At 58.9% G+C, this 13371-nt stretch carries 12 protein-coding genes; all 12 read right to left on the bottom strand.

The window, feature by feature from the left end; all coding sequences use genetic code 11:
* Positions 1-56: 56 nt before the first annotated feature.
* Positions 57-353 carry a flagellar protein FliT gene (gene fliT, locus HGP31_RS08185; RefSeq protein ID WP_168757445.1) on the bottom strand — a complete coding sequence of 99 codons (297 nt, stop codon included), beginning with the start codon at positions 351-353 and terminating at the stop codon, positions 57-59.
* Positions 354-370: 17 nt separating this feature from the next.
* The gene (fliS, locus tag HGP31_RS08180) at positions 371-766 is read right to left on the bottom strand and encodes a flagellar export chaperone FliS (protein WP_168757444.1); all 396 of its coding nucleotides are present in this window, start codon (positions 764-766) and stop codon (positions 371-373) included.
* 155 nt (positions 767-921) lie between these two features.
* Positions 922-2304 (bottom strand): flagellar filament capping protein FliD, encoded by a 1383-nt coding sequence (fliD, locus tag HGP31_RS08175; RefSeq protein ID WP_168757443.1) that lies wholly within the window; start codon positions 2302-2304, stop codon positions 922-924.
* A gap of 81 nt (positions 2305-2385) precedes the next feature.
* Complete coding sequence (locus tag HGP31_RS08170; protein WP_168757442.1) at positions 2386-2736, bottom strand: flagellar protein FlaG; 351 nt, start codon at positions 2734-2736, stop codon at positions 2386-2388.
* Positions 2737-2809: 73 nt separating this feature from the next.
* A complete protein-coding gene (locus HGP31_RS08165) occupies positions 2810-4276 on the bottom strand; it encodes a flagellin N-terminal helical domain-containing protein (RefSeq protein WP_168757441.1) in 1467 nt (488 codons plus the stop codon).
* A 251-nt stretch (positions 4277-4527) separates the two neighbouring features.
* A complete protein-coding gene (locus HGP31_RS08160) occupies positions 4528-5457 on the bottom strand; it encodes a ketoacyl-ACP synthase III (RefSeq protein WP_168757440.1) in 930 nt (309 codons plus the stop codon).
* A gap of 315 nt (positions 5458-5772) precedes the next feature.
* Positions 5773-7365 carry a flagellar hook-associated protein 3 gene (locus HGP31_RS08155; protein WP_168757439.1) on the bottom strand — a complete coding sequence of 531 codons (1593 nt, stop codon included), beginning with the start codon at positions 7363-7365 and terminating at the stop codon, positions 5773-5775.
* A 13-nt stretch (positions 7366-7378) separates the two neighbouring features.
* Positions 7379-9388, bottom strand: coding sequence for a flagellar hook-associated protein FlgK (gene flgK, locus HGP31_RS08150; RefSeq protein ID WP_168757438.1), 2010 nt, complete (start codon positions 9386-9388; stop codon positions 7379-7381).
* Positions 9389-9404: 16 nt separating this feature from the next.
* On the bottom strand, positions 9405-10688 hold the full coding sequence (flgJ, locus tag HGP31_RS08145) for a flagellar assembly peptidoglycan hydrolase FlgJ (protein ID WP_168757437.1): 1284 nt from the start codon (positions 10686-10688) through the stop codon (positions 9405-9407).
* 11 nt (positions 10689-10699) lie between these two features.
* Complete coding sequence (locus HGP31_RS08140) at positions 10700-11788, bottom strand: flagellar basal body P-ring protein FlgI (RefSeq protein ID WP_042955327.1); 1089 nt, start codon at positions 11786-11788, stop codon at positions 10700-10702.
* Between the two features lie 27 nt (positions 11789-11815).
* A complete protein-coding gene (gene flgH, locus HGP31_RS08135) occupies positions 11816-12511 on the bottom strand; it encodes a flagellar basal body L-ring protein FlgH (protein ID WP_020796937.1) in 696 nt (231 codons plus the stop codon).
* A 52-nt stretch (positions 12512-12563) separates the two neighbouring features.
* Positions 12564-13349 carry a flagellar basal-body rod protein FlgG gene (flgG, locus tag HGP31_RS08130; RefSeq protein WP_008055493.1) on the bottom strand — a complete coding sequence of 262 codons (786 nt, stop codon included), beginning with the start codon at positions 13347-13349 and terminating at the stop codon, positions 12564-12566.
* Between the last annotated feature and the right edge of the window lie 22 nt (positions 13350-13371).

Genomic DNA, 13371 nt, shown 5'->3' with positions numbered 1-13371 from the left:
AAAACCGTTCACAGTCAAATTTATGGCGCAATAAGCACGGATTAAGCAGAAAATAATTAACCAAACAGATGGTAAACCTTTGCGGCACTCTTCGCCTGGTTGATCTGCGACATCTCATCGACTATCGCCTGACGCTCTCCCATCGTCACCGTCAATAAATCTTTGTACACCGCCAGCAAGCTCTCAAGGTGGGTGCGTAATGCTTCTTCGTCGATCGGCGCCTCGGTGAGCACCTCATCGACGCATTCGCGACACGCCACATCAAGTTCGCCAATCATGTCCCAGTTACGCGCCGCCAGGGCATCGACCAGGGCTTCACGGGTTTCTTCAATTCGCCGCAGTGCTTGACTCATGACGTCATCCTCGGCCGTCAGGCCTGTGGGGTTCCAATCGCATCCCAGCCGCTTTTAAGGGTTTCGAGCAAACCTGCTACTTCGTCGATGATGGCAGCATCGTTTTCGCGATTGGCTTCCATCAGACGCGTCATCATGTAGGCGTACAAATTATCGAGCTGCTGCAGCGAAGCCGGATCATCGGTTTTTTCCGGATTCAGGCCGTCGCGCAGGCCGATGATGATGTCTACCGCCTTGCCCAGCATCAACCCCTTGAGCGCGATGTCGCCACGCTCCATGGCGCCCCTGGCCTGAGCCATGCGATCCAGCCCGCCCTCCATCAGCAACTGTACCAGGCGATGGGGGTTGGCTTCAGAGATCTGGGCATGGGAATTGACCTTCTGATATTGGCGAAGGGCTCTCATGGGGTTCATGGTTCTACCTCGTGACAGACAACAGCTTGAAATTGGGAAGGCTCTGATCTTTATGTCGACTGATCGGCGCAGAACTTTAACGCTGCCACTGCGCCAAAGAAAAAACCCAGGCGCAGCCATGACAGCCTGCCTGGGTTTTTCATATCTGATGCGGATCAGTCCGACTTCGGATTGTTCAGCGCATTGAGCGTGGTCATGATGCTGTCGCTCTGGGCGCGCAGCCTGGCCACCAGCGAGTCCATGGCCGTGTATTTGGCGCTCAGACTGGTTTGCAAGCTGGCCATCCGCGCATCGAGGGAGTCCTGTTGCTTTTTGAGATCATTGAGGCTGTCACTCAAGCTCGACGAGCGCGCTGCAAAAACCCCGGTAGTTTTCTGCGCGAAACTGTCGGTGGCGGACTTCATGCGCGCAAGCAAACCGGTATCGCCGGCAAAGATTCCTTTGATATCAGCGGCATTGGTAAGTGCTGCTGCATCAAAAATCTTATCGTTGATCGACAGCAGACCGGTCTTCTGATCAGTCTCGACACCAAATTGAGCGAGGGACTTCATCTGACCGGTGCCGCCCATGGCGTTCAACTCGGTACGTACCGACGACAGCAGCGAACGCAGGGACGCATCGCCCGTCAGAGCGCCAGTCGTCATCGAACCATCGGCGTTGGTTGTAACCTGGGTTTCGGTGTTGGCCGCCTTGATCAGCGCGTTGTAGGTATCGACAAACCCCTTGACCGCAGACTTCAAGGTCGCCGTATCGGCGGACACCGTGATAGTCGTTGGCGTCGCCGTGCCGCTGGCAGGAACCGGAGAAACGCCTGTCAACTTGAGGGTGATCCCGCTCACAGCATCGGCAATGGTATTGCTCTTGGATTCCATCGCCACGCCGTCCAGTGTGTACTTGGCGTTCTGTGGCGTCGCGAGAACCGAGGCACCGGTTTCCAGACCCGAGTTACCTGCCAGGGTCAGGTTCGAACCGACACCGGTTTTATTGGAAGTCAGCACCATCCGGGAACCGTTGGCATCGGTGAGGATGTTGGCACTCAAGCCCTGGTTCGAATACTGGGAGTTGATCGAGTCGCGGACCTGCTGCAACGTCGCACCCGCAGGAATGCTGACATCAAAGGTGTCGGTACCTTGCTTAATGGTCAGTGTGGATGGCACCGCACCGGCATTGACCACCGCAGAGGCGCCGTCGGTGTAGACCTTGGTCGAAATTTTCGATGCAGTTGCCAGCTGGGTGACCAGCAGCGAGAAGTTGCCTGCCGCCGCACCGTTACCGGTGGTCACGGAGGCGACCTTTTCATCGGAAGAAATACCGCTCAAACCACTGAAGCTGGAGGCGGTTTTCATGTTATCCAATGCGCCACGGAAGGCATCCAGCGCCGCCTGGATTTTGCCGATCGACGACAGCGAGGTGGTTGCTTTCAGTGTTTGATTGTTGATTTGCGTCTGTTTTGGCGCTCTTTCAGAGTCCACCAAAGACTTCACAATCGCCTGGGTATCGATGTTCGAACCAATACCGCTAACCGATGTACCCGCCATCTTCTCTCTCCTTATCCAGTGGCTGCCGTTTTCTTGACCAGGAACGTCTTAAACAGCGACAGCAACAAAAATCATGCCAGCTCAAACTTTTTCGTCAAACAACAAGCTACTGGCGTCCGACAGACTTTGTGCCAGTTTAAGTGCAGCTTCCGATGGGATCTGACGAATCACCAGTCCCGTTTCGGTAGCAATGACCTTGACCACGACCCGACCAGTGGAATCATCAATGGAAAAATCCAGATTGCGCTGGGCAGCCTGGACAAACTCCTGAATATCAGTGACAGCTTTTTCCAGCTCGTCTCGCTTAGGCTCGACGCTCGAGGCCTTTACCGATTCATTCTTGGGCTGCTCTGGCTTTTCAGTGAAACTCGGTGTTACGCCCTGAGGAGCAACAGCGGGATAGGACTGATTCAACTTGACGCTCATGTCCATGCCTGACCTCCCGATCATGAAAAAACAAAAGGGCGCGTAAACGCGCCCTTCCGTTATTTACCACGCGCTGGAATTAACCCAGCAGCTTCAGTACTGCCGATGGCAGCTGGTTGGCTTGCGACAGGATCGCGGTGGAAGCCTGTTGCAGGGTTTGTTGCTTGGTCAGCTGTGCAGTTTCAGCCGCGAAGTCAACGTCCTGGATCACACCACGAGCAGAGGTGGAGTTGTCCGAGATGCTGCGCAGGTTGGCTACGGTGCTGTCGAAACGGTTTTGTACCGCACCGAGGTCGGCACGCTGGGAGTCGATCGCCGAGATCGCCTGGCTGATCACGTCGATGGCGTTCTGAGCGTTGGCAGCAGTAGTAACGTTAGTAGCGGCAACAGTGGTTTTGGCCGAGCTTGCAACAGTACCGGCACCGAACAGACCAGTCACACCAACACCGCTCATCGAGTAACTGTTGGCGGAGTTCAGGGAAACAGCACCAGTCGCTTGAATCACGCCTGCAGCGGCAGACACACCAGCACCGAAAGCACCGGCACCGTCTTTGGCAGCAATTTTGATACCAGCGACTGCACCAGCGTCACCATTGTTCAGAGCGATGTTCTCGCCGGTGTCGGATTTAACCGACAGGGTACCTGCCTTGGCATCGTAGTTAACGCTGATGCCCAGTTTGGCGGCGTTGGATTTCAGTTGGTCCGCCAATTCAGCGGTGGTGGTCACACCCACCATTTTCACGGTGGTACCGCCAACACCAGCCACGCCACCTACGTTGACTTCGAAGTTAGCGTTCGATGGAGCTGCGGTGGCCAGGATGGCAGCAGTGTCAACAGTGAATTTGGCTTCTGTGCTGGCAGTCGCGGTCACACCACCAATAGCTGCTGTGTTGATCTGCGAAGCGATAGTCTTGGCCGAAGAACCTGCACCAACGGTGAAGCCGCCGGATTGACCACCACCAACCAGAGTTACCGCGCCACCAGGAGTCAGACCTGTTGCGCTCGGTGCGATTGCTAAGCTTTTCAGCTGCTGAGAACCGATGTTGTTAGCCGATACGTCGCCCAGAGTCATGTTGATGGTCTGGTTGGAGTTGGCGCCGACCTGGAACTGGGTAGTACCGAAGGAACCGTCCAGCAGGTTACGACCACCGAAAGTAGTGGTGGTAGAGATACGGGTCAGTTCGGCAGTCAGAGCAGCGTATTCAGCGTTGTTCGACTTACGGTCGTCATCGCTTGGCGAGCCGTTCGCGGAAGCCAGAGCCAGGGTACGCATTTTTTGCAGGATGTTAGTGGATTCCTGCATCGCGCCTTCAGCAGTTTGCGCGATGGAGATACCGTCACCGGCGTTCTTGATCGCGGTGCCCAGGCCGTTGATCTGGCTGGTCAGACGGTTGGAAATTTGCAGGCCGGCAGCGTCGTCTTTAGCGCTGTTGATACGCAGGCCGGAGGACAGGCGCTGCATCGAAGTTTGCAGATTGCCGGAAGCTTTGTTCAGGTTGTTCTGAACGGTCAAGGAAGCAAGGTTGGTGTTTACGGTTAAAGCCATGACGAAATCCTCGTTGGATGGATACTTCGGCTTCCGGCCCTGACATCCGTCGGGTTTGGCCTAGAGAACCTACGTAATAGTTATCGTCGTGAACAGGCTTTGCTTGAGGGGTTTTTTGCAAATTTTTAGTGGCAGGGTGCCAGCCCTTTATTTTCAGGGCTTTAGAGCCAGAAAGCTGGCGCCAGGAAAACGCAAAACGCCCGATAATTTGCGTTACCGGGCGTTTTTGTTCACGAGCGCTGAAAAACCGATCAGCCGCGATAGAGAATCGCCGAACCCCACGAGAGGCCCACGCCGAAGCCACTGATGGCCACGCGAGTCCACTTGGAATCGAACACGTGGTTCTGCAGCAGCAGCGGAATACTCGACGACACCGTGTTACCGGTTTCGAGCATGTCCTTGACGAACTTCTCGGGCTCGCCTTCTTCAAAACGACGCGCCACGGCATCGACAATCGCCGCGCTGCCCTGGTGAATGCAGAAGGCGTTGATATCGCTGGCCTGCAAATTCGACTCCTCCAGCAACTCATGCAGATGCGCCGGAACCTTGAGCAAGGCAAAGTTGAAGACCTGGCGGCCATTCATGAAGAACACCCCATCGGTGACCTTCAGATGCGGCGCGCCGGAACCATCAGTACCGAACTTCGACTTGCCCAATTGCCAGACCGCATTTTCGCCCATCCAGGTGGCAGTCGCAGCATCGCCAAACAACATGGTGGTGTTGCGGTCTTCCGGATCGACGATCTTCGAGTAAGGGTCAGCGGTGATCAGCAGGCCGTTCTTCAGCCCTGCCGCCTCCATGAAGCCTTTGATCGCATAGAGGCCGTACACATAACCGGAACAGCCCAGGGAAATATCGAAAGCGGCGACATGGGTCGGCAAGCCCAACTTGTCCTGAACGATCGCAGCGGTGTGCGGCAATCCTTCCTCATCACCGTTCTGGGTGACGACGATCAGGCAGTCGATGGACTCACGTTTCAGTTCGGGACTGGCGGCAAACAGCGCATTGGCTGCTTCGACGCACAGGTCGGAGGTTTCCTGATCGGCAGCCATGCGCGGCAAAAATGCCGAGCCGATCTTGCCAAGGATGAAGGTTTCGTCCTTGTCGAACTTTGCACCCTGGGCGTAGTTATCAACCCCGGCTGTCGGCACGTAACTCGCTATATTTTTTATGCCAATCATTATGGCTTCCCAATAATAAACAGCTGAACATCGCCGCTCGCTGAATCGAGGGCGTCTACAGACAGGGCCTGGCCCCCAGAGGAGGCAACGTCAGGACTCAAGGATTCACCTTGAACAGCCCACCACCTTCACCGCCCGCAGACAGGATACAGTGAAGATGCGCGTTTTGACCGACGGGTCACTCAGAGTTCGATGCTTTATTTGATTTTGTGGTCCGGATCGCGTCCTGCCACGCTTCGTTACATTCAAAAAAGAACCCAAAAAAAAGGCCAGTCGCCTATGACAGGGACCGGCCGCGGAGTGATCAGGGCTGACTCAAAGCTTGTTGAACAGGCTCAGCTGGGAAATCTTGGCGAATGCCAGTTGCGCGGCCTGCAGCATGGTTTGCTGCAAGGTCAGACGCGTCAGCACTTCCGCCGGGTCGGTGTTCTTGATCGAATTTCCGCTCGATTCGTTGATCAGGCCGGTGCTGGTGTTCTGCTCGGTCTGCATGTCCATGACGTTGCCACGGGCACCGATGGCGCCACGGGCAAGGTCGACCTGGTTCTTCGAGTTGTTCAGATTGGCAATGGCCGAAGCCACGGTATCTTCGAGAAAACGTTGTGCGACCGGGTTGCCCTGGGTCGGTGCATCGAGCGCCGAACGCAGCTGGCTGATGGTGTCGAGCACGTTCTGGGTCTGGTGGGTGTTGACCGCAATATCGAACTGATCACCTGCCGCTGGAACCGCCGGCGTGCCGCCGAGGGTAAAGCTGACACCAGCTGCCGTCGCCACGCCAGCGGTCACGGTCCCAGTGGTCACTGGCGTGCTGCCAGCAGTCAACGGACGCGCATACATCTCGAAAGTCCCGGGACCGGTGAACTTCAGCACCGCCCCGCCTTCCGGGAAGAAGCTCTTGTAATCGCTCGCGTTGGTCACTACGGCCTGGGAAATGATCGCAGTCGAAGTGTTGCTCGGCGCGCGGTTGGCGACGAAGCTGTCAGGCTTGGCCGTCAACTGAAAGCTGTGACCAGCGATGACCGCATCGGCACTGGCGGAGTCGGCGGGGGTGTCGCCGGCCTGGAACGTTATGTCCAGCTTGAAGGTCACACCGCGGAAATCGACGTCGGAACCGCCCTTGGCATTCGGATCGAACTTGCCACCGCCACCTGCTTCAGCGGTCACGTCATTACCCGATGCATCGGTGATCTTGTACTGGGTGCTACTGACGAACGACAGGGTATAAGGCTGACCGCTGCGGAAATTCGCATCGAAGGTCGGACCTGAGCTCACCAGGCCGGGCGAAAGCGCTACACGACCGTCATCGACGGCGGGTGCGGTCATTGTGGTCGAACTACGTGCAGCATTGATCGCCTGCTGGAAAACGTCCCACCCAGTATCGTTCAGGCCCAGCGACATCGAATCGCCGATTTTCAGTTCCAACTGGGTCTGGTCGCCCTGGTAGCTGTAGGTGCCATCACCATTGCGTACAAATGGCTGCGTGTTGTTGCTGGCGCCGGAGAAGATGTACTTGCCGTTTGCGTCCTTGCTGTTCATCAGGCTCAGCAATTGCTCTTCGGACTGTTTGAGCTCAGCGGCGATGGATTTGCGGTCATCGTCGTTCAACGATCCGCCACCCGCCCGAATCGCCAACTCGCTGACTTTCTGCAGCACGTTGTTGATAGTGTCGAGCACGCCTTCTTCCTGCGCCTGAGCGGTATTCAAGGCGTTGATGTTGGTGGTGTACTGACCCAGCATGGCTTTTTGCTGTTCGAGTTGCAGCAGCCGCGCCGCGCCGACCGGATCATCTGCCGCGGTCTCGAGCTTCACACCACTGCTGGCCTGCTCCGCCGTCTTCATCACGTTGTTGAGGTTGCGCGAATAGTTGGCAGCCGTCGTGGCGTAATACTGTGCGGTAGAAATACGCATGTTCTACGGCTCCTTAAAGGGCATTGATCAGGGTGCTGAAAATTTCCTGCGCAGTCTTGATGATCTGCGAAGAGGCCGTGTAGTACTGCTGGTACTTGGTCAGGTTACCCGCCTCTTCGTCGAGGTCGACGCCCGACAGCGAGTCCCGCGCGTTGCGTGCACCGGTCACGATGGTGTCGGTGGCCGTGGCATCCAGCTGACCCTGCTTGGTCAGGGAGCCGACGGTCGTCACCAGACCACCATACGCTTCGGTAAAACTCACGCCCGGGCTGGTGGCAGTGGCGCCGATCGTAGCCTTGGATTGCAGCCCCAGCAGCGCCTGAGCATTGCGGTTGTCGGTGCTGCTGGCTCCGGTCATGGCAATGTTGAAACTGTCGCCCGATGCCGGGCTGCCGCTGACCGTCATCGCCACCTTGAAGGTTTTGGCAGCGCCGCCGGCATCGGTGTAGGGCACCGAAATATTCAGGTCGTTGTTCTGGCCAGGCACGATGTTCCCGGTGCCGATGCTGGTGCCCTTGGCGTCGAACACTTCATAGGCGGTGGCGCTAGTCATGAGCATGCGAACCGGCATCGATGCCTTGACCGCCGCCTGCACTTCCAGGCGCTGAACCGGGTCGTAGATGTCCAGGCTTGTGCTCAGGGTCGGCTGGCCGACAGCGCCGGTACCGTTATTTCCCGCAGCCTTGGTGGACGTCAGCGGAGCGGCCGTGGCCAGGGTCTTGGTGTCTGTCATGACCGTGGCCATGTCTGCGGCAGAGCTGCGGGTCGGGGTAATCTTGAAAGTGTCGCCGGCATTCACCGGGCCTGCATTGAGGCTCAGACTGAAGCCGTCGATGACCGGCGTCGGGGTCGCGCCCAAGGTGAAAGTGCCCATGTCGGTGTTATCCGACAGGCGCCGCACGCTGTAGCCCGTGGCGCTGGTGAAGGTCACCTGATAATCGCTGGCTGCCAGCTTGCTGGTGTCCTGAATGGTAACGTTGAGGTTGCCGGACGCCGGGTCGTTGTTGGCATTGGCAATGCTGCGCTGACTGATGGCCGCTGCACTGTTGATGTTATTGAACAACGCTGCGCCGAAATTGCCGTTCTGATCCAGGCCCTGCCCCAATTGCTTGTTGACCTGATCGGCCACGACCATGGCTATACGCCCCAGGCCGTTGACTGCCGGGGTCAATACATCATTGCGATAACGCAACAGCCCGCCCATCTCGCCGCCGCTCATCACGTTGGTGATGTCGATCGACGAACCGTTGCGATCCATGATGACCGAGGAACGGGTCGGGTCGGCTGGGTCGGCCGCCACGCGCAGTTTGTTGACGGTGTCGCCCACCACCAATGGCTGGCCGCTGCCCAGGTAGATATCCATGCGCCCTTCGGTCTCGGTGACCTGGGTGCCCACCAGTTCATTGAGCTGGCGGATGGTTTCGTTACGCTGGTCCAGCAGCTCGTTGGGCGTGCCGCCCGAACTGCTGACTTCACTGATTTTCTTGTTGTACGCCGCAACGGTCGACGCCAGTTTGTTGACCTGGTCAGCCATCGAACCCAGCTGATCGTTGATGTAGGTACCTTGCTGCTTCAATTGCTGGGAAATGGCATTGAAGCGGCCGCTCAAGCCTTGGGCGTTGGTCAGCAAGGCCTGGCGCGCGGCGTTGTCGTTGGAACTGCCGGCCAGGGTTTGCATGGCCGAAAAGAACGATTGCAGGGTCTTGGTCACACCGGTGCCGCTGTCGGACAGCAGTTTGTCCACCTGGGTGGCCTGGCCCAGGTAAGCCTGCGCATCACTGTTGAGCGAGGTCGAGGTCTGCAACTGCGCGTCGAGGTAGCTGTTGTACACCCGACGTACGTCGGCCAGCGTGGTGCCGGTGCCGATGAACACATTGCCGTACTGAATGGAGCTTTTGCTGTTCTGCACGGTTTGTTGGCGCGAGTACCCGACGGTATCGACGTTGGAAATGTTGTTACCGGTAGTCACCAGCGATGCATGGCTAGCGGACAGACCCGACATTCCGATGTTGAGCAAACTCATGGTTCAGACCCTTAGTCTATAAAGGCGTGGTTGAAACGCCCGCCGCAGCGTAGTTCTGATAACTCGTCATCTGCCTGGCTATCTGCGAAATCTTGCTGGCGTAAGCCGGGTCGGTTGCGTAACCGGCCTTTTGCAGTTCGCGCACAAACTGTTCCGGGTTATCGGCCGACTTCACTACATCTTGATAGCGATTATTGGTTTGCAGCAGCGTGACAAGGTCATGGAAGCTGTCCTTGTAGGAGTCGTAGGAACGGAACTCGGCCGTCTCCTTGACCATCTCGCCGTTCCTGAATTCGCTGGTGATCGCCCGCGCCGAATCACCCTGCCAACTGTTGCCGGCCTTGATGCCGAACAGGTTGTGGCTACTGCTGCCGTCCTGGGCACGCATGACCGACTTGCCCCAACCGGTTTCCAGAGCGGCCTGGGCCACCAGGTAACGCGGATCGACACCAATGCGATCGGCCGCTTCCTTGGCCATCGGCAGCATGGTATTGACGAATTCGTCGGCGCTGCCGAAGGCTTTTTTCGCCGGCGCCAAGGGGATTTGCGCAATGGCGCGCCCCTGGATCTGCAGGGACCCGCTCTCTGTTGCCTGGGCATTCGCCAGCCAGTCGCCGTTGTACAAGGGCCCGGAACCGGTGCTGGCGCCGCGCTCGGACAATGGCGCCTTGTTGACCGCGCCAGCGCTGTTCGGCGTGGCGGAAGGCAACAGGCCCGCGAGCAAGCGGTCGGCCAGTTTTGGCGGCAAGGCCAGGCGACGCTGATTGATCAGCGCCATGTCATTGCGATGCGCGCCCTCGCCTGTCGGTGCACTGACCGAACGCGAAGCCCACAATGGACGTTCGCCATTGACCCGCGACAGCGGCCCGTTGAGCGCCGTCGTGCCTGCGGCCACCGGGGTTTGCACGGCGGCTTTCGCTGCCTCCTGCTTGGCCGCCGACAGCGTCGCTGCTTCACCCGGCGCCAGCGGCTTGTTCTTCGACATCTGCCGCATCAGCACGTCCGCCAGGCCGATACCACCGCCCTCGCGGGACATGGAAACCGCCAGTTGCTGGTCGTACATTTCCTGGTACTGCTTGGCCTCCGCGGTGTTCATCGGGTTGTCCTTGCCCAGCGACTCGGTGGCCGAGCGCATCGACTTGAGCATCTCGCCGAGGAACAGCGACTCGAATTCCTGCGCCACCTTGCGCATGTTGGCGTCGCTGTTCTTGTCGCCGACCTTGAGCTGGTTCAGCCGGTTCAGGTCGGAAAACGCACCTGAATCGCTGCTGCTGACCCGACCGCTCTTGTTCATGTCCATGGTCGCCGTCCTCAGATCACGATCAGGTCGGCTTGCAAGGCGCCAGCCTGTTTCAGTGCTTCAAGGATGGCCATCAGGTCGCCCGGTGCCGCGCCGACCTGGTTCACCGCACGCACGATTTCGTCGAGGGTGGTACCCGGGCCGAACTTGAACATCGGCTTGGCTTCCTGCTCGGCATTGACCCGCGAGCGCGGCACGACCGCCGTCTGGCCATTGGACAGGGGACCTGGCTGGCTGACGATAGGGTCTTCGGTAATGGTCACGGTCAAGCTGCCGTGGGTGACGGCGGCCGGCGAAACCTTGACGTTCTGGCCAATCACGATGGTGCCGGTGCGCGAGTTGATGATGACCTTGGCCACCGCCTGCCCCGGATCGATCTCGAGGTTTTCCAGGATCGACAGGTAATCGACACGCTGGCTTGGGTCCAGCGGCGCGGTGACGCGCACCGATCCGCCGTCGATGGCCTGGGCCACGCCAGGGCCGAGCATGTCGTTGATCTTGTCGACGATGCGCTTAGCCGTGGTGAAGTCGGAACGGTTGAGGTTCAGGGTCAGGCTGTTGCCCTGGTTGAAACCGCTCGGCACGGCACGCTCGACCGAGGCACCGCCGGGGATGCGACCGGCCGACGGCACGTTGACCGTGATCTTCGAGCCGTCGCGACCTTCGGCATCGAAACCGCCGACCACCAGGTTGCCCTGGGCCACCGCATAGACGTTGCCGTCGATCCCCTTGAGCGGCGTCAGCAGCAAGGTGCCGCCGCGCAGGCTCTTGGAGTTACCGATGGAGGCCACGGTGATGTCGATCTGCTGACCTGGCTTGGCGAAGGCCGGTAAGTCGGCACTGATCGAGACTGCCGCGACGTTCTTCAACTGCACGTTGCCCGAACCCGGCGGCACTTTGATGCCGAACTGCGAGAGCATGTTGTTGAAGGTCTGCAAGGTGAACGGGGTTTGCGTCGTCTGGTCGCCAGTGCCGTTAAGCCCGACCACCAGGCCGTAACCGATCAATTGGTTGGTGCGCACGCCGGAAATGCTGGCGATGTCCTTCAGGCGCTCGGCTTGAGCGTTGAAGGCCGCAGACATCAACAATGCGGCCACCATGAGGCTTTTGAAATGCAAGGTGACCACCTAGAAAGGGAACAGCGGGCTGAGGAAGAAACGGTCGAACCAGCCTGGCTGACTCGCATCGGCAAAGGAACCGGTGCCCGAGTAGGTGATGCGTGCATCGGCGACGCGGGTCGACGACACGGTGTTGTCGGTGGCAATGTCATCGGCGCGCACCAGGCCGGCAATCCGTACCAGTTCGTCACCGGTGTTGAGGGTCAGCCACTTCTCGCCACGCACGGCGATGATGCCGTTGGGCAAGACATCCGCCACCGTCACGGTGATCGAACCGGTCAGGCTGTTGCCCTGCCCGGCCTTGCTGTCGCCCTTGGTCGCGCGGTCACCTTCATAGCTGGCGCTCAGGCTCAGGTCGCCATCGCCGAACGGGTTGTTGGTGGTTGCGCTGCTACCGAACAGCGAGGTCAGGCCGATGCCGGTCTTGCTGTTCTTGCCAATTTGCGAGTTGGCGTTTTTACTCGCCTGGGTCTTCTCGTTCAGGGTGATGGTGATGATGTCACCGACCCGGAACGCCTTGCGGTCGCTGTACAGGTTCTGCTCGAAACCGGCCTGGTAGATCGAACCGTTGTTGGCGGCAGCCGGCAACGGCGTGCGCGGCAACACCGGGGCGTAGTAAGGGTCATTGGGCTTGGGCGACACGGGCACGCAGCCTGCGAGCGCGGTAATCCCACTCAATGCCAGAACAGAGACGAAGCGTTTCATGACCCTACCTCACGGTGCTGCAGGCGGCCGCACGGCCGCCTCATAGACTTGATTACAGATTCTGCGTTACGAACGAGAGCATCTGGTCGGCGGTGGAGATCACCTTGGAGTTCATCTCGTAGGCGCGTTGGGTGGTGATCATGTTGACCATCTCTTCAACGGTGCTGACGTTGGAAGTTTCCAGGGTGTTCTGCAGCGTGGTGCCGAAACCGGCGAGGCCCGGGGTGCCAACTTGCGGCGCGCCACTGGCGGCGGTTTCCAGGAACAGGTTGTTGCCCACCGCTTGCAAGCCGGCCGGGTTGATGAAGTCGGCGGTCTGCAGGTTGCCGATCACCTGGGAAGCCGGGTTGCCGGCGACGGTGATGGACACGGTGCCGTCCTTGCCCACGGTGAAGGTCTGGGCGTCGTTCGGAATGACGATTGCCGGCTCCAGGGCAAAGCCGCTGGCGTTGACGATCTGGCCGTTGGAGTCCAGGTGGAAAGTACCATCACGGGTGTAGGACGTGGTGCCGTCCGGCTGCAGGATCTGGAAGAAGCCGCGACCGTCGATGGCCATGTCCAGGGGTTGCTCGGTGGTTTGCAGGCTGCCGGCGTTGAAGTTTTTCTGGGTGCCGACAATGCGCACACCGGTACCCAGTTGCAGGCCCGATGGCAGTTCGCTGTCCTGGGTCGACTGGGCCCCTGGCTGACGCTTGATCTGGTACAGCAAGTCCTGGAACTCGGCGCGGTCACGCTTGAAACCCGTGGTCGACACGTTGGCCAGGTTGTTGGAAATGGTGGTCAGGTTGGTGTCCTGGGCGGACAGACCGGTTTTGGCAACCCATAGAGCCGGAAGCATTCGATTCTCCTCGTGCGCCTGT

The sequence above is a fragment of the Pseudomonas umsongensis genome, from assembly GCF_012647205.1.
Lineage (GTDB): Bacteria > Pseudomonadota > Gammaproteobacteria > Pseudomonadales > Pseudomonadaceae > Aquipseudomonas > Aquipseudomonas umsongensis.
This window is presented reverse-complemented; position numbering and strand designations above follow the sequence as displayed.